Below are 23,957 nucleotides of genomic sequence, written 5' to 3'. Positions count from 1 at the left end.
TTCGGGAAATGCCTGGGCTGCTACCCCAGGTACCAGCCGGGTGGAGACCAGGTGATCGGGACATTGTGGGCCGAGAATTCCTCGCAGTGGGTGCAGGTGTAGGCCACTTCGCCGAGTGTGGCCACGCTGCCATCGCGCCGGTACGTGGGCGGGATATAGGACTCAAGGTAAACGAATTCGTCAGTCCGGCACTTGTCGCAGGTGGGCTTTCCTACGTATCCGGTGTCAACAGAGGCCCGTCCGCTGCCCAGGGTGTTTTGGCGGGTAGCGGGGCGGGGTTCGGCGTACGGGCGGGCGTGCGCAGAGCTGAGATGGGTGTTCCTGGCTGTCGTCATTGGCTGCCTGTCCCAAACGCGGGTCGGCATGCGGCAGCGCGTTTGTGGTGAGTGAACGCGGCCTGCTGCTTGACCTTGGTAATAGAGCATAGGGGATGGCACCTCCCCTATCAATGGACACGGGCCCCCTAATTCGGCCAAATGCTGGAATTTGGGATGCTGCGGGGTTAAGTTTGGCGGTTAATGGTCCTGCCCACAATCGATTGGGTGAGGGCGTCAATCACCTCGGAGTTCGCCAACGGGTTCCGGATCAACGTGAAATCCACATCCCCCACAGCGGGAAGATCGAAGCGCCGGGTGATGATCTTCAGGTCTTCGGGGACCAGCGATGTGGGCATGACGGCAACGCCGATGCCCGCCCGGACCGCCGCGAGCACTCCGCTGATCTGGCGGGTGGTGCAGGTGATCCGCCAGGTCCGGCCGTGGGCTTCCAGCGCATCGATGGCCAGTTTCCGGCTGAGGCTCGGCGACGGGTAGGCGATCAATGGCACGGGTGTTCCGGGTTCAAGTGAGGTTTGTTCAAGGCCCACCCAAGAGAACGAATCATGCTGGACCACCGTGCCGTCCTTGGCCCCTGCCACCCACTTCACGAAGACCAGGTCCAGTTGGCCTGCATTGAGTTTGCGGTACAGCTGGTCGCTTTGGCCCACCGTGAGTTCCAGGTTGATCTGCGGGTAGATCTGCCGGAATTCGCGCAGGATCCGCGGCAGCCCGGTGATGGCGAGATCATCCGCCGTGCCGAACCGCAGCCGCCCCCGCATCGCGGAGCCCGAAAAATAGCGGGCGGCGGCGTCATGGGCAGCGAGGATATTCCGGGCAAATCCGGCCATGGCATCGCCGTTGTCGGTGAGCCGCACGTCCCGGGTATCCCTGGCGATCAGGCTCCGCTTGGCGGCCGTTTCAAGCTTGCGGATGTGCTGGCTGATGGTCGGCTGCGCCAGCCCCAGGCGTTCGGCGGCCTTGGTGAAGCTCAGGGTATCGGCCACCGCCAGGAAGGAGCGCAGCTGGGCTGGTTCAAACATGTCGTGGCTCCCGCGGCATCCAGGTTGGCGTGTATTGCGTTTTGCAATACGAGTTATAGGGACCATACCGCTCCATAATTGCCTCCGCCAGCCTAGCGTTAAGGACATCCCAGACCGCCCGCAATTTTGAGGACACACCTGTGGCACCCCCACCGCCTTCGTCGGCCTCCGTCACCCAGCCAGTTATCGACGCGGCGGGCTCAGCGCCGCCGGACAACCAGACCCAGCCGCTCGCCGTCGTCCCTGAAAAACTCCCTTGGCGGCACACCTTCATCTCGCTGAAAGTGCCCAACTTCCGGATCTTCGCCATGGGCCACTTCATCGCCGTCATCGCCATCTGGATGCAGCGCATCGCCCAGGACTGGTTGGTGCTGCAGCTCTCGGGATCCGTAACGGCCGTGGGGTTCACGGTGGCCCTGCAGTTCATGCCGTCCCTGGTTCTTGGCCCCTGGGGCGGGATGATGGCGGACCGGTTCGCCAAACGGAAGATCCTTATCCTGTGCCAGAGTGTGGCCGCCATCCTTGCGGCGGTGCTGGCCGTCCTGGCCCTGACCGGCGTGATCATGGTGTGGCACGTCTACGTCATCGCGTTTGTCCTGGGCCTGGTGACCGTCCTTGACCAGCCCGCCCGCCAGGTGTTCGTCAACGAGCTCGTGGGCCCGAAGTACTTGCGGAACGCCATCAGCGTCAACTCCACCACCTTCCAGCTGGGCGGCCTGATCGGTCCGGCCATCGCGGGCCTGCTCCTGACGGCAGTGGGGGCCGGCTGGGCGTTCGCGGCGAACGCGCTGGCCTGCTGCTCGACGGTGACCATGCTCCTGCTCCTGCGCAAGGACCAGCTCTTCGTCAGCGCCCCGACGCCCAAGAGCAAAGGGATGCTCCGGGAGGGACTGCGCTACGCCTTGAGCAAGCCCACCATCTACTGGCCATGGCTCATGGCCGGGTTCATCGCAGTGTTCGCCATGAGCCTGCCGGTGCTGCTTGCCGCCTTCGCGGACCACGTCTACCAGGTGGGAGCCGGCGGGTATGGACTCCTCAACGCCCTGGTGGCACTCGGAGCACTGTCCGGCGCCGTGGCGTCCACCCGGCGCCGGCAGCTCCGCCTGCGGTCCGTGGTGTTCTGCGCAGGGATGTACGGCCTGATGCTCTGCCTGGCTGCCCTGGCCCCGTCCATGGTGTCGTTCGGGGCCGTGATGGTCCTGTCCGGGTTCTGGTGCCTGATGTTCCTCACCGGGTCCAACCAACTGGTGCAGGTCAGTTCCAACATGGCCATCCGCGGCCGGGTCATGAGCCTGTACATCATGGTGCTGATCGGCGGGCAGGCGCTGGGCGGGCCCATGCTGGGCTGGATCGCCGAGCATCTGAACCCTCACGCCGCGCTGTTGGTGTCCGGTGGCGTACCCGCGCTGGCCGCGCTCTCGGTGGGGGCCGTGCTGGCCCGCAAGGGTGGCCTGCAGCTCCGGATGGACCTGAAGGGGCGCCGCCCGCTGCGGATCGTCAGCCGGCACGCCGGCGCCTAATACCGCCGGCGCCTAATACCGCCGGCGCCCAGGGAAGGCAAGCCGGCGCCGCCGGGGGCAACCGGGCGCGGTGCCGTGCACGGTTGCCCTTCGCGGGAGCTGCCTAAAGAGCTGCCAGGTGCAACGCCCGGTGCGGGTACTCCGCGGCGCGCTCCTGGAATTGCAGCACAGCCTCGTTTCGAATGACGCCGTCGCGGATCTCGATGGCCCGCGCTATGGTGTCGTTCGCGTCCCACGCGGCCGGTCCGCCCATGACTGTTTCGAGGAACGGCTGGAGCGCCTGGCTGATCTCCCAGCTTGAGGAGTTCCAGAGGTAGGACGGGCTGTGGTCCACAGCGTAGTAGTTGATGTGGTCGCCGACCGTGATCATCGGGGCCGCAAACGTGGTGGACTTGGCCCAGCTGAAGCCCATGCCGTCATCGCAGGAAACATCCACGATGAGGCTGCCCGGGCTGAACGCTGCCAGGTCCTCGGTCCGCAGGTACGTGAGCGGGCTGTTCGGGTCCTGCAGGGTGCAGTTGACCACGATGTCGCTCTCGGCGAGGAACGGTGCCAGCGGAACCCTGCCCCGTTCGGTGATGACCTGGCTCAGGAAGGGAGCCTCGTCGTCGTGGTCGAACTGAACGATGTTCACTGAATGGATGGGGGCGCCAACCGCTGCCACGCCGCGGTTGGTCAGCACCTGGACGTCGTGGATTCCGTGAGCGTTCAGCGCCGTCACCGCCCCGCGCGCCGTGGCGCCGAAGCCGATCACGACGGCGCTCAGCCGGCGGCCGTAGTCCCCGGTGGAACCTGTCAGCGCCAGCGCGTGCAGGACCGAGCAGTAGCCGGCCAGCTCATTGTTCTTGTGGAACACGTGCAGGCCGAACCCGCCGTCGCTGGCCCAGTGGTTCATGGCCTCAAACGCGATGAGGGTCAGTTTCTTGTCAATCGCCAGCTGGGTGATGGCCCGGTCCTGGACACAGTGCGGCCACCCCCAAAGGACCTGCCCGTCCCGCATGTCCGCCAGGTCTTCCGGCTGCGGTTTGGGCAGGAGGACGACGTCGGCCGCGGCCAACAGTTCTTTCCGGGCCGCCATGCGTCCCACCAGCGTGGAGAGGTGGCTGTCCGGGACGCCGAAGCGTTCGCCGTAGCCCTGCTCGAGGATGATGCGCTGCCGCAGTGCGGGGGCGATCCGTTCGACGTGCAGGGGGTGGATGGGTACGCGGCGCTCGTCCGGTTTGCGCGTGGAGGCCAGGACGCCCAGGCTCAGCCGGGGTTCGTGGCCGCTCACTTCTTCTTTGCGGCCTTGGTGGACGTGATGTCCAGGGAGCTGGCCGGCGCTGCGGCGGCCTTCTTGTCTGCGCGCTTTTCCTTGATGGATTTACCGGACTTTTTTGATGCCGTTTGACGCGGGGACTTATCAGCCATGATTGCTCCTGTAGCGGAACCGAAAAGGTTCCTGGCTACCGACCCTACACCCCTGCGCCTAATGGTCGCCGGGGAGTCTGTGACATGTGGGGGGAGGGGGTTCGAGAGCGGCTGACGGGAATCGAACCCGCGTATCAAGCTTGGGAAGCTAGCGCTCTACCATTGAGCTACAGCCGCAGTGCCGCCACTCGCGCGGGGCAGAACTTAGCTTAGCGCAGATCGAGGGGCTCCCCGGCAACCCGGCAAGCGGGCGTTTCCGTGTCCTGCAAACCCCCGGCGTCATCCAGTAACTCTTCAATAACGTCGGCCCTGCCGGCTAGGTCCGGCGGACCGGCGCTGGCTAACCTGATCCGGGTAGCGGCCACGTTGGGGGAGGCAGCTACTGCGGCAGCAGACGTCAACCACAGGAATAATCTTCATGGCAATCGCAGAATATGAGGTCCTCATTGGGCGCGACGCCATGGCCGTCTACCAGTACCTCCTCGACGCCACCAACCTGCCCTCCTGGCGGCACGACGTCCGCAGCGTCAAGCTCGTGCAGGGCCCAGCCGACAGCAAGGGGGCCGTTTACCGCAAGATGGTGGCCGGCCGGTCAGGACTGAGCATCCCGGCAGAGCTGGAAATCACCAACGTCCGGCCCGGCGCCGAAATCGAGTTCCACATCGTTTCCGGCCCCGCCACCCGGTGGGGCGGGTACTACCTCAGCACCGAAGGTGAGGGCACCCGCGTCCGGTTCGCCATGGAAGCCAAACGCGTGGGCCGGTTCGGCATCCTCAACCGGCTGGGGCTCCTGGACGGGATGCTCCAGCGCCGCGTCAGCTCCGACGTCGCGCAGCTGGAGCAATTGAAGGACGTCTTGGAACTCCAGCCCGCCCTCTGAAACCGGCGGTGGCCGGCACCGCTGACATCCCGGGACTATTGAGCCAACCGCTGGCCGGTCCACGTGCCGGCAATGTTCGACGGCGACGCGAGGCTTCCGGAGCCCAGGTCCCAGTACTGCACGGTGTCATTGGCCCGGCGGAGCGCCACCCCGGTGGAGTTCAGCCCGGTGACGTTGCGCAACGCGCGGATCCCCGTAACGTCCGTCCAGCCCGTGGCCACGGTGGGCCTTGCTTCGGCGCGAAGCGCGGTGGTGCCCCACCCGCGGTACAGGGTGACACTGCCGTCAGCCTTCAGCGCCAGGATGTCCTGGAAACCGTCGGCGTCGTAGTCCACCATGGCCAGCCGGGAAGCGGAGATACCTGTGGCAACAGTGACGCGGTCGGCGATGTCCCCGGTGCCCTTGTTGGGGTAGAGGAACAGGTTCCCGGAGCCGTCGAGGGCCAGGATCTGGGGCATCCTGTTGTTGGCGCACCAGCCTCCGACCGCCAGGGTCAAGGTGTTCCAGCCGCCGGTGCCCAGCGTGATGGGCGCCTGGAATCCACCGGTGGCGATGCCCCGGTAGAGGGCCAGGTTGCCGGTGGTCCACTGGACCAGGACATCATAGGTTCCGTCGCGGTCCCAGTCCGTCACGAAGACATCCTTGGCACCGGCGAACCCGGAACCGATCACCTTCGCTGCGCCATAGGTACGGGACCCTGTGGAGGCCCTGTTCAACAGTTGCCCTGCGGAATCGACCGACACGAGGTCGGCCGGGCCCGTGATGGCGGCGGCGGAAAGGTTCAAGGTGGGCGGCATATGCCGTACCGGGGCATCGCACAGGCTTGGCGGGGGTGCCGGGAACGCCCCGCCTGAGCCTGCACCGCCCGGGGAATCGAGGGTGCCGGCGGGCAGCGTGGTGTAACCGAAGAAGTTCACCACGCCCCAGATCTGGTAGGTGGAGTTGGTGTAGGAGATGCCGGCTCCCATGACGTTGAACCTGGGGTCCAGCAGCATGGCGTTGTGCCCCGGGGAGCCCTTCCACCATTCCACGAGCTGGGCGGCGTCGCGGTCGGTGCGGATGGCGATGATCTCGCCGGCACCGTTATTGGGGTTCAGCGCGCGCGGGTCGGTCCAGAAGGAGGCCCGGTGCTCCACCACCTCCCGCGTGGCGATGTTGTCCGACCACTCCTGGGACATGCTGGCCACGGTGGGGTTGTACTTCACCTTGTTCAGGCCGTTGGCCACCCGGTACTCGTTGATCCGGGTGAAGACAGTGAGGATGGCGGCCGCATTGCTGTCCGGGACCAGCGCCTCGGTGGACGGAAGCGCGCTGGCCGGTTCGGGTGCTGCCAGCGCGGCCGCGGACGGGTTGGCAAGTTCCTGGTCGGGCGCCCACAGCGGAGGGATGGACGGCACGCCGGCGGCCGTCGCTGCGGGAGTTGTGGCGGGGAGGGGCCCGGTGGATGGGGCCGATGTGGAGGCAGCCGCAGCTGTTGATGACGTTGCGGGGCCGGACGAAGCGGTGGTCCCCGGGGTGGGCGCGGGCAGCGGCGAAGCGGCACGGATGTCCGGATCCACGGCGGGGGTGAGGTTGCCGGTGCCTGCATCCGCGCCGGCGGACCTGCCGGCGTCGCGCACCAAAGGAGACGCGAGGGTGATGCTCGCCGTGCCGGCGGCCTGGCCCAACGGTGGCGCAGGAGGAGCTGTGGCGGACGATGAGACCAGCGCCAACGCACAGAGCATGCCAAGAAAAGACGGTGCCACCAATTTATTCACAACATCCCCAGCTCTGTCATGCCTACCCGGGAGACCATTCCGGCGGCTTTCATTCGCAACATTAGCCCCACGGGGCCACAGCAACAACGGGAAAGTGCGGGTGTGGATAACCGATACGGTAATTTGGGACCCGTGCTGATCTCTGACCGCGACATTCGTGCCGAAATTGATTCCCAGCGGATCGTGCTGGAACCTTATGACCCCGCCATGGTCCAGCCATCGTCCGTGGATGTCCGGATCGACAAATTCTTCAGGTTGTTCGACAACCACAAGTACGCGCACATCGACCCCGCTCTGGAGCAGCCTGAGCTGACGCGGCTGGTGGAGGTGGAGGAGGATGAAGCGTTCATCCTCCATCCGGGGGAGTTCGTCCTGGGGTCCACGTATGAAACCGTGACCCTGCCCGATGACGTCGCAGCCCGCCTGGAAGGCAAGTCATCCCTGGGCAGGCTCGGCCTGCTGACGCACTCCACCGCAGGTTTTATCGACCCCGGTTTCTCCGGGCACGTCACGCTGGAGCTGTCCAACATGGCAACGCTGCCCATCAAGCTGTGGCCCGGCATGAAGATCGGCCAGCTCTGCTTCTTCCGTCTCAGCTCTGCCGCGGAATACCCCTACGGCCAGGGGGAGTACGGCAACCGGTACCAGGGCCAGCGCGGTCCCACTGCCAGCCGCAGCCACCTGAACTTCCACCGCACCCGCATCTAGCACCGGTTTCCCGAAGCCCCGCAGCCGATCCCCCGGGCTGCGGGGCGGCAGCCTTAGACCTGCGGTGCGACGGCGGGCCGCCGGATGGCTGCCTTGGCAAGAGGCTCAACATAGCGGGCAGCCAGCGGGCCAAGCACCGCCATAAGCAATACATAGGCGGTGGCAAGTGCCGCCAGCTGGTGCGGCACCGCCCCGGACGCGACTGCCAGGCCGGCGATCACGATGGAGAATTCGCCGCGGGCGATCAGCGCGGCGCCGGCCCGGAAGCGGCCCGGGCGGGCGATCCCGGCCCGTTTGGCCGCCCAGATACCCGTCAGCATCTTGGTGGCCGCGGTAGCCGCCGCCAGGACCAGCGCCCAGCCCAGGACCGGCGGGATGGACGTGGGATCCGTATTGAGCCCGAACGCTACGAAGAAGATGGCGGCGAAGAGGTCGCGCAGCGGTTCGAGGATGCGGGTGGCGTTGTGGGCCGTGGCGCCGGAGATGGCGATGCCCAGCATGAAGGCGCCCACCGCCGCGGACACCTGCATGGCCGATGCGGCGCCGGCCACCAGCAGGGCGGCGCCCAGGACGTTGAGCAGGAAGACTTCGGAGTTTTCGCTGTGGACGGCTTTGGAGACGTGGTGCCCGTGCCGCAGCGCCACCATCAGGACCAGGCTTACCACCGCCAGGGCGATCCCCACGGTGGTGAGGCCGCCCAGGAAACTCACGCCGGCGAGCGTGGCCGTGAGGATGGGCAGGTAAACGGCCATGGCGAGGTCCTCGAAGACCAGGATGGACAGCACCACCGGGGTTTCGCGGTTTCCAAGCCGGCCCAGGTCCGTCATGACCTTGGCGGCAATACCGGATGAGGAAATGTAGGTCACGCCGCCCATCACCATGGCACCTACGCCGCCCCAGCCCAGGAGCAGCGCCAGCCCGGCACCGGGGAGGAAGTTCAGGACCAGGTCCAGGACACCGGCCTGCCATGATCGGCGGAGGCCGGTGAACAGCTCGGCGGCCGTATATTCCAATCCGAGCATAAGCAGCAGCAGGATGACGCCGATTTCGCCGGAAAGATGGGCGAACTCGTGCATTCCCTCCAGCTTGACGACGCCACCGGCCCCGAACGCGAGTCCGCCCAGCAGGTAGAACGGGATGGGGGACATTCCAATCCGGCCGGCCAGCCTGGCCAGCAGCCCGAGGCAGAACACAACGGCCCCCAGCTCAATGAGGGTCTGGGCCAACGGGTCCATTCGACTTAACCGTGGCGCAGGATATTGGCCGCCGAGTCCAGGCCTTTCTGGGTGCCCACTGCCACCAGCAGGTCGCCGGCGTGGAGGACGACGTCGGGCCCGGGCGAGGGCAGCACCTCACCTTCACGCATGATGGCCACGATGGAGACGCCGCACCGGGTGCGGATACAGGCCTTGCCCATGGGCTGGTTCTGGAACGGGGAGTCCGCGGCGATGGAGAACTGGCGGGTGACGATGCCCGGGACGTCCTTGTGTTCCTCGGCGAGCTTCATGGCCAGGTGCGTGCCGCCCAGGAGGTTGCCCAGGGTGGCGGCTTCATCGCTGGTCAGCGGAATCGAGGCCTGGCAGGTATCGGGATCGTCCCAGGTGGAAACGATGAGTTCGGTCTGGCCTTCGCGCAGCTCCACGACGCCGATGCGGCGTCCCGATGCCGTCATGAAATCCTTCCGGCGGCCCAGGCCGGGCAGGTTGGTTTCGTCCACGTTCATGGTTCAAGCCTAGTCTGCCTGGCAACACCTGGGCCGGGGCCCTGAGCGGTGCCGGAGGGCGCGTCAGGCCGCAGGGACCACGGCGATGGGGGCCTTGTCCGGAGACTTCACCGGCAGCAGGACCAGGAGTCCGGCCAAGAGCACCACCATGATGCCCAAGATGCCCCAGCGTTGGGCCTGCCCGGCGGGCACCAGCGGGGTGGCCACCGTGATGCACAAGGTGAAGAGGGCTGGCGCCAGGAAGCTGACGGCGCGTCCGGTGGTGGCGTACAGGCCGAAGAGCTCTCCCGATTCGCCGTGCGGCGCCAGCCTGGCCAGGTAGGCGCGGGACGAGGATTGGGCCGGCCCCACGAACAGGCAGAGGAACAGTCCGAACACCCAGAACGTGGTGCTCCCCGCCCAATCCATGCCGAAGAAGGAATAGTTTCCGTTACCCAGGACCAGGATGGCGGTCCCGGCGATCAGGAGCCCCACCAGGGAAGCCGTGATGACGGCCTTGGGCCCCACCTTGTCATCCAGGAAGCCGCCGATCACGGCGCCGATGGCCGCCACCACGTTTCCGAAGATGGCGAAGAAGATGACCTGGGACAAGGTGAAGCCGAACGTCCCGGCCGCGATGATGCCGCCAAAGGTGAAGACGGCGGCCAGGCCATCCCGGAAGACGGCGCTGGCGAGCAGGAAGTAGATGGTGTGCGGGCTGGTGGCGTAGATGGCCTTGATGCGCCGGAGCAGCAAACCGTAGCTGGCAAGGAAGCCCAGGCGTCCGGCCTGCGCGGTGCGGGGCAGTTCCGGGACGGCGAACAGCACCGGAAGGGCGAAGACGAAGAACCAGAGGGCTGAGAAGACGGCCACCAGCCGGATGTTGAGGCTGTCCGCGGTGGATGACCCGAACCAGTCGAAAGCCGGTTGGACGAACAGTTGCAGGACGATCAGGAGGGCCACGATTCCGCCGAGGTAGCCGGCGCCCCAGCCGAACCCGCTGACCTTCCCGATGTTCTGCGGCGTGGAGACCTGGGCGAGCATGGCGTTGTAGTTCACCCCGGCGAACTCGAAGAACACATTGCCCAGCGCAATCAGGCACGCGCCAAGGAGCAGGAATTCCGGGTGCGGAAACACGAAGAAGCACAGAGCGGTCAGGATGGCGACGGCGGCCGAGTTCACTCCCAGCCACAGCTTGCGGCGTCCGCCGGCATCCGAGCGCTGGCCGGTGACCGGCGCCAGCAGCGCGATGGCGAAGCCTCCCACGGACAGGGCGGCCCCCAGGACCGCGGAGGCACTGTCCTCTCCGCCGAAGGCCTTGGACGTCAGGTAGACGGTGAACACGAACGTGGTCATGACCGCGTTGAAGGCCGCCGAGCCCCAGTCCCAGGAGGCCCATGCCAGGATGCGGCGCTTGCTGGAGGTCCGGGTGCCGGTTTCAAGTTCCGAGGCAGGCCGCATTGCCCCCTGAGCGCTGGCGCTGTTCATACGTTGAATCGTATCCGCCCGTGGCGAACACCCGGCGGAGCACGGCCCTGTGACGTGGGGGAATTCGCCGTCAGCGCCCCCACCGATCAGAAAAGGGGGAGCCGGGGCCTTGGTAAACTGGAGCCTCCCGGATCTAACTAGTTTTGCCGCCTGCTCCAACTTTTGACAATCGAATCCCTGACGTTGCGGAGATACCAGTGATAACAGTCCTTGCCGTGCACTTTTCGGTGGCTGTCCTGGCGCCTTTCCTCTTCAGGGCCTGGGGCCGGAACGCGTTCTATGCACTGGCTGCCGTCCCGGCTGTTTCCTTCGCCTGGTTGGTCTCGCAGCACGGCGAGGTCTATTCCGGTCCCGGTGCGGTCTCCGAAGTCTTCGAATGGATTCCCGGCCTCCATCTTGAGTTTGCCTTCCGGATGGACGCGCTGGCGTGGGTGATGTCCCTGCTGGTCCTGGGCGTCGGTGCGCTGGTGTTGCTCTATTGCGCCCGGTACTTCAAGCAAAAAGACCAGGGCCTCGGGGCCTTCGGCGCGCAGCTGCTGGCGTTCGCGGGCGCCATGTTCGGCCTGGTGCTGGCCGATGACCTGCTGCTGTTGTTCATTTTCTGGGAACTCACCACCATCCTGTCCTACCTCCTGATCGGTTTTGCCAGGACCCGGCTCGCGGCCCGCCGGTCTGCGCTGCAGGCCCTCATGGTCACCACGGCCGGAGGCCTGGCCATGCTGGTGGGCCTGATCATGCTCGGCTTCACCGCAGGCACCTACCGTGTCTCCAGCATCCTGGAACAGGCAGCGGCGCTGGTTTCCGGACCCTCGGGCGCCACGGTGAGTGCCGCCGTCGTCCTCATCCTGGTGGGCGCCATCACCAAATCCGCGCTGGTCCCCTTCCACTTCTGGCTGCCTGGCGCCATGGCTGCCCCCACACCCGTCAGCGCCTACCTGCACGCCGCCGCGATGGTGAAGGCGGGCATCTACCTGGTGGCCCGCCTGGCCCCCGGCTTTGCCGAGACGGCGTACTGGCAGCCCGTGGTCCTGGGGCTGGGCCTGGCCACCATGCTGGTGGGAGGCTACCGTGCGCTCCGGCAGACCGACATCAAGCTGATCCTGGCGTACGGCACTGTCAGCCAGCTGGGCTTCCTCACCATGGTGGTGGGGCTGGGGACGCCCGACGCCGCCCTGGCCGGCCTGGCCATGCTGCTGGCGCACGGCCTGTTCAAGGCCACCCTCTTCCTGGTGGTGGGTATCATCGACCACCAGTCCGGTACCCGCGATGTGCGGAAACTCTCCGGCGTCTTCCGGTCCTCGCGCGCGCTGGCCGTCGTGGCAGGCATCGGCGCGGCCTCCATGGCCGGGGTGCCGCTGCTTGCCGGGTTCGTGGCCAAGGAATCGGTGCTCGAAGCGTTTGTGCACCACGCCACCGGCCCGCATGCCGGTCCTTGGGGAATGGTGGTGCTGGCCGGCCTGGTGGTCGGATCCATCCTGACGTTCGCCTACAGCGCCCGGTTTATGTGGGGCGCGTTCGCGGCAAAGCCCGGCGTTGAGCCCACCCCGTTCAAGGCCATCCGGCCTTCCTTCCTTGCCGCCCCCGCGGTCCTGAGCCTGCTGACCATCGCCTACGGGCTGTGGCCGGTTCCGGTGGATGCCTGGATCCAGCCCTACGCGGCACTGTTCGCGTCCACAGCGTCCGACGCCGGCACGCCCGCTGAGCAGGCCGGGCACCTGGCGCTGTGGCACGGTTTCACCCCGGCGCTTGGACTGACCGCCGTCACGTTTGTCCTCGGCCTGGCCATGTACTTCGGCCGCAACGCCGTGGCCAGGGCCCAGTCCCTGGTTCCTGCCTGGGTGGACGGCGACCGGGGCTACCAGCTCACCATCGGTGCCCTGGACGATGCCGCCGTCTGGATCACGGGCCGGACCCAGCGCGGTTCCCTCTACTTCTACCTCGCCGTGATCCTCAGCGTGGCATTCGTCCTTCCGCTCACGGCCATCCTGCTCAGCGGCAATGCGCTGCCGCAGGACATCTACCTCGTGGACCCGCACTCCCCGCTGCAACTGGTGGCCGGGGTGGGCATCGTGATTGGCGCCCTTGCTGCCGTCAAGGCCAACAAGCGCTTCCTGGCGGTACTCATGGTCTCCGTCACCGGGTACGGCATCGCCCTCATGTTCGCCCTGCAGGGCGCCCCCGACCTTGCCTTGACCCAGATGCTGGTGGAAACCATCATCCTGGTGGCATTCGTCCTGGCCATGCGCAGCCTACCCCCCGAGCTGCGTGACCGGACCGGCGGAAAATACCGGGTGCTGCGCGTCATCATCGGGCTGGGGTTCGGCGTGACCATGGTGTTCGCCGCGATCTTCGCCATGGGAGCCCGGACCGCCCTCCCGGTGTCCCTGCAGTTCCCGCAGCTCGCCTACGAGGGCGGCGGCGGCCTGAACGTGGTCAACGTGACCCTCGTGGACATCCGGGCCTGGGACACGTTCGGTGAGATCAGTGTCCTCGCCCTGGCCGCCACCGGCGTGGCCAGCCTGATCTTCGTGCGCGGCCGCGGCGACCGCCTGCAACGGTCCGCATCCGTTGCCGCGGGCACCGTGGGGCGGTACCACGGTGTGGACCCCGGGTCCCGCGACGGCGCGGCGCTTGCCATCAGCCGCAAGTTCGCCGCTTCCGCCCGGGATGCTTGGATCGTGGCCGGCAGGACCCTCGCCCCGGAGCGCCGTTCCATCATCTTCGAGGTGGTCACCCGCCTGATCTTCCACTCGATGATCATCTTCTCGCTCTACCTGCTCCTGGCGGGCCACAACCTGCCCGGCGGCGGCTTCGCCGGTGGCCTCACCGCCGGCCTGGCGCTGACCATCCGTTACCTGGCCGGCGGGCGGTTCGAACTGCGGGAAGCCGCACCGCTGAGCGCCGGTGCGTTGCTGGGCACGGGCCTGGCCCTTGCCGCCGCCTCCGGCGTGACACCCCTGCTGCTGGGCGGCCAGGTGTTCCAGTCCGCCATCATCGAGGTGTGGCTGCCCGTGTTTGGTGACATCAAGTTCGTCACCTCAACTATTTTCGATATCGGCGTGTACGTGGTGGTGGTGGGCCTGGTGCTCGACGTGCTGCGCAGCCTCGGCGCCGAGATCGACGAACACATGGAAGAACGGTCCGCGGCGGCCGGGCCCCAACCGGCACAGCAGGACCAGGAAGCGGAACGTATTCCTGCCGAGACCACCGCAAAGGGCAACGCATGAGCGTCAACCTGACCCTGCTGATCGTCATGGGCGCCCTCTATGCCTGCGGCATCTACCTGATCCTCGAACGCAGCCTGACGCGTGTCCTGCTGGGGCTGATGCTGCTGGCCAACGCCACCAACCTGCTGATCCTCTCCACCGGGGGATACGCCGGCCTGGCTCCCTTCTTCACCAAGGACACCCCGGCCGCAGACTACAACGACCCCCTCCCGCAGGCCCTGATCCTGACCTCGATCGTGATCTCCTTCGCCGTCACCGCGTTCATGCTCGGCATCATCTACCGCACCTGGGTGCTGGCACGCCAGGACGATATCCAGGACGACGTGGAGGACCTCCGGGTGGCGGAAACCCCCAGCTTCGACGCAGAGGACGACGCCGAAATCCCTGCCGAAACCTCCGAGTTTCCGCTCACCACCGTCACCGCGGGAGGACGGGAAATGCCGGCCGAACTCGCAGCTGCGGAAGAACAACCCGGCTCCCTCAACCTTGAATCCGGCCCGGAAGGCGGCACTAAGTGAACATCGCCAGCCTGGCCCCGCTCGCCGTCGTCCTTCCCATCCTGGGCGCCGCCCTCACCTTCCTCCTGATCCGGCACTCCCGGGCCCAGCGGGCGGTGAGCATCGGACTGTTGTCGCTCACCCTGGCCCTCGAATGCCTGCTGCTGGCATCCGCATGGAACAGCGGAACCGCTGCGGTAACCATCGGCGGCTGGCTGCCGCCGTGGGGCATCGTGATGGTGGTGGACCAGTTCTCGTCACTGATGCTGGTGGTGTCCTCCGCGGTCAGCCTTGCCGTGCTGGTGTACGCCACCGGGCAGGGCATGGCCGACGGCGACGAGGACGCCCCGGTTTCGATCTTCCACCCCACCTACCTGATCCTGGTGGCAGGAGTGTCCAACGCGTTCCTCTCCGGGGACCTCTTCAACCTCTACGTCGGCTTCGAAATCCTCCTGACCGCAAGCTACGTGCTGATGACCCTGGGCGGCACCGGGCCGCGGATCCGTGCGGGCGTCACCTACGTGGTGGTGTCCGTGGTGTCCTCGGTGCTGTTCCTGATCGCCATCGCCATGGTGTTCGGCGCAACGGGCACAGTGAACATGGCCGACCTCGCCCTCAAGCTGGGCGACCTGGACCAAGGCACCAGGACCTTGCTGCACGTCATGCTGCTGGTGGCCTTCGGCATCAAGGCCGCCGTCTTCCCGCTGTCCTTCTGGCTTCCCGACTCCTACCCCACGGCGCCGGCACCCGTCACGGCCGTGTTCGCCGGCCTGTTGACCAAGGTGGGTGTGTACGCGATGGTCAGGACCGAGACGCTGCTGTTCCCCGGCGACACCCTGAACACGCCCCTGATGGTGGTGGCGCTGCTGACCATGGTGGTGGGAATCCTTGGTGCCCTGGCGCAAAGCGACATCAAGCGTCTGCTTTCGTTCACCCTGGTCAGCCACATCGGCTACATGGTGTTCGGGCTGGCCATGTCCTCGGTGGCCGGGCTGGCCGCGGCGGTCTTCTACGTGGCCCACCACATCACCATCCAGACCAGCCTGTTCCTGGTGACCGGCCTCATTGAACGCCGCGGCGGCAGCTCCTCCGTGGACCGGCTAGGCGGCCTGGCCAAGCTCTCGCCCCTGCTGGCGCTGCTGTTCTTCATCCCCGGCATGAACCTGGCCGGCATCCCGCCGTTCTCCGGATTCCTCGGCAAGGTTGGCCTGCTCCAGGCCGGCATCGAGCTGGGGACCCCGCTGGCCTACGCGCTGGTGATCGGCGGGGTGGTCACCAGCCTCCTGACGCTGCTGGCCATTGCCCGCGTGTGGAACCGCGCCTTCTGGCGGAAGCCGGAAGACGCGGAACATCCGGACCCCGTGCTCCTGGCCGGCCCCTCGGGGCGGGCCGCCGGGCCGGGCGCCAAAATCAACACGGTCACGCTCCTGCCCCGCACCATGGTGGGATCAACCCTTGGCCTGGTGGTCCTCGGCGTGGCCCTCACCGTGTTCGCCGGGCCGCTGTTCGGACTCTCCGACCAGGCCGCACGGGACATGCTTGACCGGGCCCCGTACATCCAGTCGGTCCTGGGCAGCGATACCGCCGTCCCGGCCACCGTGACGGGAGGAGGACGATGAGCCGCAAACGGATTTCGCTGCGTCAGGAGCTTCCCCTCCTGGTGTGGCTGGTAATCGTGTGGGGTGCCCTGTGGCAGGACTTCAGCCCCGGGAACCTGCTCTTTGGCGCCCTGCTGGCGGTGGGCGTTGCCCGGTTGTTCTACCTTCCGCCGGTGGAACTCAGCGGCCGGTTCAACATCCTGTACGCCGTGCCCTTCGCCTTTGCCTTCCTGGGGAAAGTGGTGGTGGCCAGCGGCCAGGTCCTGTACCTGGCCATCGTCCGCGGACCCAAGGTGACCAACGCCGTCGTCGCGGTGAAGCTCCGGAGCCACCAGGACCTGATTGTCACCGCCACCGGGCACGTGATCTCCCTGATTCCCGGCTCCCTGGTGGTGGAGGTGGACCGCCCGGCCTCCACCTTGTACCTGCACGCACTCAACATCACCTCGAAGCAGGACATCGAGGGCCTGCGGAAAGAGGTGAGGTCCATCGAGGCCGGCCTGATCCGCATCATGGGCTCCGCCGAAGAACTCGAAGCCGTCCGAATGGAGGCATCCGCATGATGCCCGTTGTCCTGGCCGTCACGGCCGTCATCTTCTCGCTCGCTGCCGGCGGCGCCATCATCAGGATTGCCCGCGGACCTTCGCTGTTGGACCGGGTCCTCGCGGCCGATGTCCTGCTGGCCATCCTGGGCGGGGCCCTGTGCGTCGACATGGCGGTGAACCGGCACCTGAACAACCTGATGCTGGTGGTGGCCATCTCGATTATCGGATTCATCGGGTCGGTGACCGTGGCCCGGTTCGTCGCGGACCGGAGGGTGAACCCCCATGAATCCTGACTTCTCCGGCGGCGACGCGTGGATCGACCTGGCCTCCGCCGTGTTCATGGTGGTGGGCGCGCTGCTGTCCCTGGGGGCCGCCATCGGCCTGCTCCGCTTCCCGGACCTGATGAGCCGCATGCATGCCGCCACCAAGCCGCAGGTCCTGGGTTTGTTCCTGCTGCTGGCAGCCATTGGGCTCCAAATGCGCACCTGGTGGGTGTGGCCGGTCCTGGCGGTTGCCTGGATCTTCCAGTTGCTCACGGTGCCGGTGTCCGCGCACATGGTGGGCAGGGCCGGCTACCGCACCAAGCACCTGCACCGGGAACTGCTCGCAGCGGATGAGCTGGAGGCCGTGGTGCAGAAAGCCGCCGCCGAGGCTGCCCGGAGGGACAACCACGACGACGGCGAAAACCACCAGTAGCTAGACGATGTCCTCCGTCTTGGCGAACCGGGTGATGGCGCGCTGGGTGCCCCGGTTGGCCAGGACCTGGATGATCGCGCTGACGGAGGCGGAGATCAATGCGAAGGTCAACGCCGACCGCAGGCTGGTGGGCACGTCCTCGCCCTTGCCGCTGGGCGGCTTCTGCCCCGTGGTCTTCTCCCAGATGGTGTTGACCAGCTTGGTGCCGACCAGGCCTGCGCCCAGGCTCACCCCGGTACCGAGCAGCTTGATGAGAAGGTTCATTCCTAGTACTCCTTGCGCGCGGAAAACGAACTGCCTCCAGCCTAGCCGTACACCCGGTCACATCCGGTCCAGGAGCCGTCATGGCCGCCGTTCGGCCCCTGCCGGGTGTAAACTTGACCACGCCCAATCCGGGCAGTATTGACACGCTTTACCCACCGAAAAACAACACTTAAAAACGACAGGGGAGCGCCGCCGTCGGACCACCTGGCCATGCCGGGAGCCGCAGGTGGGCGCTGAGAGTGCGGGACAGCCGCAGACCCTCGAACCTGATCCGGTTAGTACCGGCGCAAGGGAGTCGAGTTCTCAAAGTGTCCGGCCGGACCGGCAACAGTCCGCCAGCCGGAGCCACTTTCCCCTCCTGTTACCCAGGAGGATCACATGAGTACTGCAGCAATCAAGAAGACCACCAACAGGTCCTGGCGCGTCGTCGACATCGTGGTGGCGGCCCTGGTGGCCATCGCCGGCGGAGTCATTTTCTGGGCCTGGGACCAGGGTGCCGCTGCCCTGTCCGCCCCCATGAACGCCGCCTACCCGCCCTTGACCGGGCTGCTGGCCGGCGGATGGATGATTCCCGGCGTACTGGGAATGCTCATCATCCGCAAACCCGGCGCCGCGCTGTTCTGCGAAACCGTGGCGGCGACTGGCGAGCTCCTGATGGGTTCCCAGTATGGCGCCTCCGTCCTGTTCTCCGGCTTCATCCAGGGCCTGGGCGCGGAAATCATCTTCGCGGTGTTCGTCTACCGCAAGTTCAACCTGCCCGTCTCCCTCCTGGCCGGTGCGGCTGCGGGCTTCTTCTGCGGCCTGAATGACTCGTTCGCGCCGTGGGGCTGGAACATCGCCTACTTGGGCGCGGACAAGCTTGCCTACATCGTCCTCACCACCGTGTCCGGTGCCGTGCTGGCAGGCGCCCTGTCCTGGCTCGCCACCCGCGGCCTGGCCCGCACCGGGGTGCTGAGCTCCTTCGCGTCCCGCAAGGCTGCAACGGAGCCTGTCTTCTCCTGATGGCCCCCTCCCAGGACGCCGCAGGAGGCGTACGCCCGGCCGCCGTCACGGCCCGCGGCTGGGGCTGGCGGCATGCCGGCAGGGCAAAACCTGCCGTCCATGCCCTGGACGTGGATATCAGCCCCGGCGAGCGGGTGCTCCTGCTCGGCCCCTCGGGTGCCGGGAAATCGACGCTCTTGCATGCCCTCGCCGGGGTGCTGGGCGATATCAACGACGACGGCGAGTCCGGCGACGCGGACGAGTCGGGCTCCTTGCTGGTTGATGGTGCCCCGCCCCGCGAGCGTCGCGGCCGGTCCGGCCTCATGCAGCAGGACCCGGAGACACAGGTGGTCCTCTCGCGGGTCGGGGACGACGTCGCCTTCGGCGCCGAGAACCTCGCCGTGCCCCGCGACGCCATCTGGGCGCGCGTGCACGAGGCGCTTGCCGACGTCGGCCTGTCCCACCTGCCGCTGGACCACCCGACGTCGGCCCTCTCCGGCGGGCAGAAACAGCGCCTGGCGCTGGCGGGCATCCTGGCGATGCGTCCTGGGCTGATCCTGCTGGACGAGCCCACCGCCAACCTGGACCCGGACGGCGTGCTGGAGGTCCGCGACGCCGTGGCGCGCTGCCTGGACAAGACCGGAGCCACCCTGGTGGTGGTGGAGCACCGGGTTTCCGTGTGGAAGGACCTGGTGGACCGGATCGTGGTCCTGCAGCCGGGCACCGCCTCAGATCCTGCCGTGCTCCTGGACGGCCCCCCGGACCGGGTCCTCAGCGAGGCCCGGGACATGTTGACGGCTGCCGGAGTCTGGGTGCCGGGATATGTGCCGGCCACCCGCCGCCGTGCCGATATCCGGGCTGCCGGGACCGGCAACCTCCTGCTGGCAGCCGAAGGACTGGGCGTGTCCCGCGAGCGTCCCCGCCGCAAGGGCTTCCGGAAGATCCCGCCGGTTCCAGTCCAGGAGGGTGTTGCCGCGCAGGTGCGGGCCGGCCGGGCGCTGGCCGTCACGGGCCCGAATGGCGCCGGGAAATCAACCTTTGCGCTGACCCTTGCGGGGCTCCTCGAGCCGGTGTCCGGGAAAGTGTCCGCCACGGTGGACCTCAGCCGCGGTGCCGGGATCGACCCCTACACGTGGAAGGCCGAGCAGCTGATCTCGCGGGTGGGAACGGTGTTCCAGGAGCCTGAGCACCAGTTCGTGACCGGCAAGGTGCTCGATGAGCTGCTGTTCGGACCCCGTCACCTGGGCCACGGCGAGGACCGGGTGGAGGAACTGCTGGAGCGGCTGCGGCTCACCCAGCTGGTGGACGCCAACCCCTACACATTGTCCGGCGGAGAGAAGCGGCGGCTGTCCGTGGCCACGGTCCTGGCCGCCAGTCCGCAGGTGCTGGTCCTGGACGAGCCCACGTTCGGGCAGGACGCCAACACCTGGGCGGAGCTGGCCTCGTTCCTGTCCGAGCTCCTGGACGCCGGCACGGCCGTGGTGTCCGTAACCCATGACGCCGAATTCACCGCTGCCCTGGGCGGGGCCGAGTTGCGGATGTCCGCAGCGGAAACGGTGGCGCCATGAGGCAGCAGCTGACCCTGGACGGCAACCGGGCACTCCTGGCCCGGGCCAATCCGCTGAGCAAATTCGCCGCCGTCGTGCTCATCACCGCGGTCCTGGCGCTGTCCATCGACTGGGTGTCCGCATCCGTGGCCCTGGTCTTCGAACTGATGCTGTTTCCCCTGGCGGGCCTCACCCTGTCCCTGCTCTGGCAGCGGGGCTGGCCGCTGATCCTCGCGGCCGCCATCGGCGGATGGAGCACCGCCATCCTGGCGCCGGACAGGGGAAGGATCCTGCTCGACGCCGGCATCTGGACCATGAGCGAGGGGTCCCTCCAGCTGGGCATCGGCTTCCTGCTGCGCGGCTTCGCGATCGCCCTCCCGGCGGTGCTGCTGATGAGCTGTACCGATCCCACCGACCTGGCGGATGCGCTGGCGCAGAAGGCGCGCCTGCCGCACCGGTTTGTCCTGGGAACCCTGGCGGCGATGCGCCTGGTGGGGCTTATGGCCGAGGAATGGCAGACGATCGGCATGGCCCGGCGTGCCCGCGGTGTGGGTTCGCGCGGAAACGTGGTCCAGCGGGTGAAGGCGACGCTGGGGCAGAGTTTTGGGCTCCTGGTGCAGGCGATCCGCCGGGCGTCGAGGCTTGCCGTGACCATGGAAGCGCGGGGCTTTGGCGGCGGGCAGCGGACCTGGGCCCGCGAATCCACGTTCAGTGTGCTGGACCTGTGGGTGGTGGGCGGCGGCCTCCTGATGGCCGGGCTTGCCCTTGGGGCGGCGCTCGCCACGGGCAGCTGGAATATGGTGTGGCTTGGCAGCTAGTGAGGTTACCGGCGGGTACTATCGCACGTAGCGGGTAGGGGAGACTAGAAGGGCCGCTTCCCCGCAAGCGCCCCGGTTCCCTAACTCATTTATGATATATTTGCGGTATGACCCAGGAAACCGCTGAACACGTTGCCGCCATGCTGAGGGACGCCCGGAGCGAGAAGGGGTGGACCCAGGGCCAACTGGCCTCCGAACTCGGCACCAGCCAAAGCGCCGTGGCCCGGATGGAACAGGGCAAGCAGAACCTGAGCCTGAAAATGATCCAGCGGCTGGAAAACATCTTTGACCGCAGCATCGTGAACGTGGGCAAGCCGAAGATGACGCACCTGCGGGTGGAGGGCGGCCGCACCCTCTCCGGCGCCGTGGACGTCAACAGCAGCAAGAACGCCGGTGTGGCCCTGCTGTGCGCCAGCCTGATCAATCGTGGCACCACCGTGCTCCGCCGGCTGGCCCGGATCGAGGAAGTCAACCGCATCGTCGAGGTGCTCACTAGCATCGGCGTGGAGTGCACCTGGCTTAACGACACCGATCTCCGCCTGCGCCGGCCCGCCGTCCTGGACCTGGATGCCATGGACGTGGACGCTGCCCGCCGGACCCGCAGCGTCATCATGCTGCTCGGCCCCCTGCTGGACGAGTCGCGGGAGTACCGCCTGCCCTACGCCGGCGGCTGCGATCTGGGCACCCGCACCGTGGAGCCCCACATGCAGGCTTTGCGTGAGTTCGGCCTGTCGGTGGAGGCCACTGCCGGTTTCTACACCGTCCAGGCCCCGCCCGCGGACGCCGAGGACCGTTCCTTCGTCCTCACCGAACGGGGGGACACCGTCACCGAGAACGCGATCATGGCGGCGGCACACCGGCCCGGAACAACCGTGATCCGCAACGCCAGCCCCAACTACATGGTGCAGGACCTTTGCTTCTACCTGCAGATGCTCGGCGTGACCATCGAGGGCGTGGGAACCACCACGCTCCGGATCACCGGCCGGCCCGTGATTGACGCCGAGATCGAGTACTTCCCCTCCGAGGACCCCATCGAGGCCATGAGCCTGATCACGGCCGGCATCGTCACCAACTCCGAGGTCGCAGTCCGCCGCGTCCCCATCGAGTTCATGGAAATCGAACTGGCCACGCTGGAACAGATGGGCCAGAAGCTCGAAATCTCCGGCGAGTACATGGCCCGCAACGGCCGCACCCGCCTGGTGGACGTCACCACCAAGCCCTCCGAGCTGCGCGCCCCGGAGGACAAGATCCACCCCATGCCGTTCCCCGGGCTGAACATCGACAACCTGCCGTTCTTCGCCGTCATCGCCGCGAACGCCCACGGGCAGACCATGATCCACGACTGGGTGTACGAGAACCGGGCCATCTACCTGACCGAGCTCAACCGGCTCGGCGCGCAGGTGCAGCTGCTGGACCCGCACCGGATCTACGTCAACGGGCCCACCAAGTGGCGTGCCGCGGAGGTGGGCTGCCCGCCGGCGCTCCGGCCCGCTGCCTGCCTGCTGCTGGCCATGCTTGCGGCGCGGGGCATCTCCGAGCTGCGCAACATCTACGTGATTGAGCGCGGCTACGAGGACCTGGCGGAGCGACTGAACACCATCGGCGCCAGGGTGGAGTACTTCCAGGACTAGGCGTTCATGCTTCGTCATGATCTGTGGCGGCGTCCGCAATTTCCGACCCCTGACGCAGAATGTTCGTATGCGTACTTTCGGCGTCGAGGAAGAACTCCTGATTGTTCATCCGGAGTCCGGCGAGCCGCTTGCCCTGGCTGACGCCCTCCTCGCCGGACACCGTGTGGTCGCGGACGATCTCCCAGTGGACCCGGACCTCCGCCACCCGGGGAAGCAGGCGGATCACGACGACGAGATGGGCTTGAGTGCCGAGCTGAAGCTTGAGCAGATCGAGACCCAGACCAAGCCCTGCCTGGAGTCCGAGGCCCTGCTCGAGCAGATCAGGGCCGGCCGGGCAATGGCCAACCAGGCGGCCGCCAAACACGGCGCCAGGGTGGCTGCCCTTGCCACGTCGCCGCTGGCATCCACCAGCCACACGACGCCGGACCCGCGCTACGCCAGGATGCTGGAGCGTTTTGGCCTCACGGCGCAGGAGCAGCTGACCTGCGGTTTCCACGTGCACACGTATATCGAATCACCGGAAGAAGGCGTGGCGGTCCTGGACCGGATCCGCGACAAGCTGGCGGTGCTGACGGCGCTGAGCGCCAATTCGCCGTACTGGAATGGCGTTCCCACCGGTTTCGAAAGCTACCGCACCCAGGCCTGGAACCGGTGGCCGACTGCGGGCCCGGCCGCGATCTACGGGACGTACCCCGCCTACCGGCGGGTGGTCACCCGGCTGCTGGACACGGGTGTGATGCTCGACGAGGGAATGCTGTATTTCGACGCCCGGCTTTCCCGCAACCACCCCACCGTGGAGGTGCGGGTGGCGGACGTGTGCCTCCGTGCCGAGGACGCAGCACTAATCGCCGTGCTTGTCCGTGCCCTGGTGGAGTCAGCCAGCAGGGAATGGAGCGAAGGCGTGGATCCGGCGCCCGTGCCCACGGTCCTGCTGCGGATGGCCTCGTGGCAGGCCAGCAGCTCGGGACTCAGTGGGGAACTCCTGGACTTTGGGAACTTCCGCCCGGCCCCGGCCGCGGACGTTGCCCGTTCCCTGGTGGATTACCTGGCGCCCGTCTTGCAGGAAAATGGCGAACTGGCCTTGGCCCGGCAGGGCGTGGAGCACATCATCGCCCGCGGTACGGGTGCCGCCGAGCAGCGCCGGGCCCGCGACAGGGCGCTGGCCGGACAGCCTCCGGAGGACATGGGTTTCGGCGCAGTGGTCCGGCACGCCGTGGATGTCACCATGCGCGGCGCAGTGGAGCTTTCAGACGTGGAGGACACCCCGGAACTCCTGCGGGTCCGGCAGGCCTGAGACGGCAGTCTCAGATGCATAATTTGCACGCGGGCAT

23 protein-coding genes, 1 tRNA gene and 1 riboswitch are annotated in these 23,957 nt (G+C 67.1%); of the genes, 14 read left to right on the top strand and 10 right to left on the bottom strand.

Annotated features, from left to right (window positions below):
- Positions 1 to 20: 20 nt before the first annotated feature.
- Together QRN53_RS09995 and QRN53_RS09990 are read right to left on the bottom strand one after the other, a co-directional pair.
- Positions 21 to 335, bottom strand: coding sequence for a hypothetical protein (locus QRN53_RS09995; RefSeq protein ID WP_285243859.1), 315 nt, complete (start codon positions 333 to 335; stop codon positions 21 to 23).
- A 167-nt stretch (positions 336 to 502) separates the two neighbouring features.
- Positions 503 to 1,357, bottom strand: a complete 855-nt coding sequence (locus QRN53_RS09990) for a LysR substrate-binding domain-containing protein (protein WP_285243858.1) — start codon at positions 1,355 to 1,357, stop codon at positions 503 to 505.
- Between the two features lie 140 nt (positions 1,358 to 1,497).
- On the opposite strand from QRN53_RS09990, the gene QRN53_RS09985 reads away from it, so the two are divergent.
- On the top strand, positions 1,498 to 2,877 hold the full coding sequence (locus tag QRN53_RS09985; protein ID WP_285243857.1) for an MFS transporter: 1,380 nt from the start codon (positions 1,498 to 1,500) through the stop codon (positions 2,875 to 2,877).
- Between the two features lie 103 nt (positions 2,878 to 2,980).
- Here QRN53_RS09985 and QRN53_RS09980 read toward each other — a convergent pair whose 3' ends face one another.
- The 3 genes from QRN53_RS09980 to QRN53_RS09970 all read right to left on the bottom strand — a co-directional run bounded on the left by QRN53_RS09980 (position 2,981) and on the right by QRN53_RS09970 (position 4,464).
- Positions 2,981 to 4,150 (bottom strand): N(5)-(carboxyethyl)ornithine synthase, encoded by a 1,170-nt coding sequence (locus tag QRN53_RS09980; protein WP_285243856.1) that lies wholly within the window; start codon positions 4,148 to 4,150, stop codon positions 2,981 to 2,983.
- Entirely contained in the window at positions 4,147 to 4,287 is a 141-nt protein-coding gene (locus QRN53_RS09975) for a hypothetical protein (RefSeq protein ID WP_168223187.1), read from the bottom strand. Before QRN53_RS09975 ends, QRN53_RS09980 begins: the two co-directional genes overlap by 4 nt.
- 106 nt (positions 4,288 to 4,393) lie before the next feature.
- Positions 4,394 to 4,464: transfer RNA gene (locus QRN53_RS09970), tRNA-Gly, on the bottom strand.
- Positions 4,465 to 4,705: 241 nt separating this feature from the next.
- Between QRN53_RS09970 and QRN53_RS09965 the strand changes: the two genes are divergently transcribed.
- Complete coding sequence (locus QRN53_RS09965) at positions 4,706 to 5,167, top strand: SRPBCC family protein (protein WP_285243855.1); 462 nt, start codon at positions 4,706 to 4,708, stop codon at positions 5,165 to 5,167.
- A gap of 35 nt (positions 5,168 to 5,202) precedes the next feature.
- Here the strand turns inward: QRN53_RS09965 and QRN53_RS09960 are convergent, their stop codons facing one another.
- Positions 5,203 to 6,891, bottom strand: coding sequence for a CAP domain-containing protein (locus QRN53_RS09960; RefSeq protein WP_285243909.1), 1,689 nt, complete (start codon positions 6,889 to 6,891; stop codon positions 5,203 to 5,205).
- Positions 6,892 to 7,056: 165 nt separating this feature from the next.
- Between QRN53_RS09960 and dcd the strand changes: the two genes are divergently transcribed.
- Entirely contained in the window at positions 7,057 to 7,632 is a 576-nt protein-coding gene (dcd, locus tag QRN53_RS09955) for a dCTP deaminase (RefSeq protein WP_285243854.1), read from the top strand.
- Positions 7,633 to 7,685: 53 nt separating this feature from the next.
- Here the strand turns inward: dcd and QRN53_RS09950 are convergent, their stop codons facing one another.
- The 3 genes from QRN53_RS09950 to QRN53_RS09940 all read right to left on the bottom strand — a co-directional run bounded on the left by QRN53_RS09950 (position 7,686) and on the right by QRN53_RS09940 (position 10,822).
- Positions 7,686 to 8,867: a cation:proton antiporter gene (locus QRN53_RS09950; RefSeq protein WP_285243853.1), complete on the bottom strand. Its 1,182-nt coding sequence runs from the start codon at positions 8,865 to 8,867 to the stop codon at positions 7,686 to 7,688.
- 5 nt (positions 8,868 to 8,872) lie between these two features.
- Complete coding sequence (locus tag QRN53_RS09945; protein ID WP_285243852.1) at positions 8,873 to 9,355, bottom strand: cation:proton antiporter regulatory subunit; 483 nt, start codon at positions 9,353 to 9,355, stop codon at positions 8,873 to 8,875.
- A gap of 63 nt (positions 9,356 to 9,418) precedes the next feature.
- Positions 9,419 to 10,822 (bottom strand): MFS transporter, encoded by a 1,404-nt coding sequence (locus tag QRN53_RS09940; RefSeq protein WP_285243851.1) that lies wholly within the window; start codon positions 10,820 to 10,822, stop codon positions 9,419 to 9,421.
- 197 nt (positions 10,823 to 11,019) lie between these two features.
- Between QRN53_RS09940 and QRN53_RS09935 the strand changes: the two genes are divergently transcribed.
- From QRN53_RS09935 to mnhG, 6 genes are read left to right on the top strand one after another with little or no spacing between them, the layout of a single operon-like run.
- Positions 11,020 to 14,049, top strand: a complete 3,030-nt coding sequence (locus tag QRN53_RS09935; RefSeq protein WP_285243850.1) for a Na+/H+ antiporter subunit A — start codon at positions 11,020 to 11,022, stop codon at positions 14,047 to 14,049.
- Positions 14,046 to 14,567, top strand: coding sequence for a Na(+)/H(+) antiporter subunit C (locus tag QRN53_RS09930; protein WP_285243849.1), 522 nt, complete (start codon positions 14,046 to 14,048; stop codon positions 14,565 to 14,567). Before QRN53_RS09935 ends, QRN53_RS09930 begins: the two co-directional genes overlap by 4 nt.
- The gene (locus tag QRN53_RS09925; protein ID WP_285243848.1) at positions 14,564 to 16,165 is read left to right on the top strand and encodes a Na+/H+ antiporter subunit D; all 1,602 of its coding nucleotides are present in this window, start codon (positions 14,564 to 14,566) and stop codon (positions 16,163 to 16,165) included. Before QRN53_RS09930 ends, QRN53_RS09925 begins: the two co-directional genes overlap by 4 nt.
- Complete coding sequence (locus tag QRN53_RS09920) at positions 16,162 to 16,707, top strand: Na+/H+ antiporter subunit E (protein ID WP_285243847.1); 546 nt, start codon at positions 16,162 to 16,164, stop codon at positions 16,705 to 16,707. The genes QRN53_RS09925 and QRN53_RS09920 overlap by 4 nt, the downstream gene beginning before the upstream one ends.
- Positions 16,704 to 16,982, top strand: a complete 279-nt coding sequence (locus QRN53_RS09915) for an MrpF/PhaF family protein (protein WP_018760725.1) — start codon at positions 16,704 to 16,706, stop codon at positions 16,980 to 16,982. Before QRN53_RS09920 ends, QRN53_RS09915 begins: the two co-directional genes overlap by 4 nt.
- Positions 16,972 to 17,385 carry a monovalent cation/H(+) antiporter subunit G gene (mnhG, locus tag QRN53_RS09910; protein ID WP_285243846.1) on the top strand — a complete coding sequence of 138 codons (414 nt, stop codon included), beginning with the start codon at positions 16,972 to 16,974 and terminating at the stop codon, positions 17,383 to 17,385. The genes QRN53_RS09915 and mnhG overlap by 11 nt, the downstream gene beginning before the upstream one ends.
- Here the strand turns inward: mnhG and QRN53_RS09905 are convergent, their stop codons facing one another.
- Complete coding sequence (locus tag QRN53_RS09905; RefSeq protein WP_285243845.1) at positions 17,386 to 17,649, bottom strand: DUF4235 domain-containing protein; 264 nt, start codon at positions 17,647 to 17,649, stop codon at positions 17,386 to 17,388.
- Positions 17,650 to 17,819: 170 nt separating this feature from the next.
- A riboswitch (TPP riboswitch) is annotated at positions 17,820 to 17,960 on the top strand.
- A 67-nt stretch (positions 17,961 to 18,027) separates the two neighbouring features.
- Between QRN53_RS09905 and QRN53_RS09900 the strand changes: the two genes are divergently transcribed.
- From QRN53_RS09900 to QRN53_RS09880, 5 genes are all read left to right on the top strand, one after another.
- Positions 18,028 to 18,651: an ECF transporter S component gene (locus QRN53_RS09900; protein ID WP_285243844.1), complete on the top strand. Its 624-nt coding sequence runs from the start codon at positions 18,028 to 18,030 to the stop codon at positions 18,649 to 18,651.
- Positions 18,651 to 20,198, top strand: coding sequence for an ABC transporter ATP-binding protein (locus tag QRN53_RS09895; protein ID WP_285243843.1), 1,548 nt, complete (start codon positions 18,651 to 18,653; stop codon positions 20,196 to 20,198). The genes QRN53_RS09900 and QRN53_RS09895 overlap by 1 nt, the downstream gene beginning before the upstream one ends.
- Positions 20,195 to 20,995, top strand: coding sequence for an energy-coupling factor transporter transmembrane component T family protein (locus QRN53_RS09890; protein WP_285243842.1), 801 nt, complete (start codon positions 20,195 to 20,197; stop codon positions 20,993 to 20,995). The genes QRN53_RS09895 and QRN53_RS09890 overlap by 4 nt, the downstream gene beginning before the upstream one ends.
- 107 nt (positions 20,996 to 21,102) lie before the next feature.
- Positions 21,103 to 22,626 (top strand): UDP-N-acetylglucosamine 1-carboxyvinyltransferase, encoded by a 1,524-nt coding sequence (locus QRN53_RS09885; RefSeq protein WP_285243841.1) that lies wholly within the window; start codon positions 21,103 to 21,105, stop codon positions 22,624 to 22,626.
- 67 nt (positions 22,627 to 22,693) lie between these two features.
- Positions 22,694 to 23,920 carry a glutamate--cysteine ligase 2 gene (locus QRN53_RS09880; protein WP_285243840.1) on the top strand — a complete coding sequence of 409 codons (1,227 nt, stop codon included), beginning with the start codon at positions 22,694 to 22,696 and terminating at the stop codon, positions 23,918 to 23,920.
- Positions 23,921 to 23,957 lie beyond the last annotated feature (37 nt).

Origin of the sequence: Pseudarthrobacter sp. fls2-241-R2A-127 (assembly GCF_030209355.1) — a bacterium.
Lineage (GTDB): Bacteria > Actinomycetota > Actinomycetes > Actinomycetales > Micrococcaceae > Arthrobacter.
This window is presented reverse-complemented; position numbering and strand designations above follow the sequence as displayed.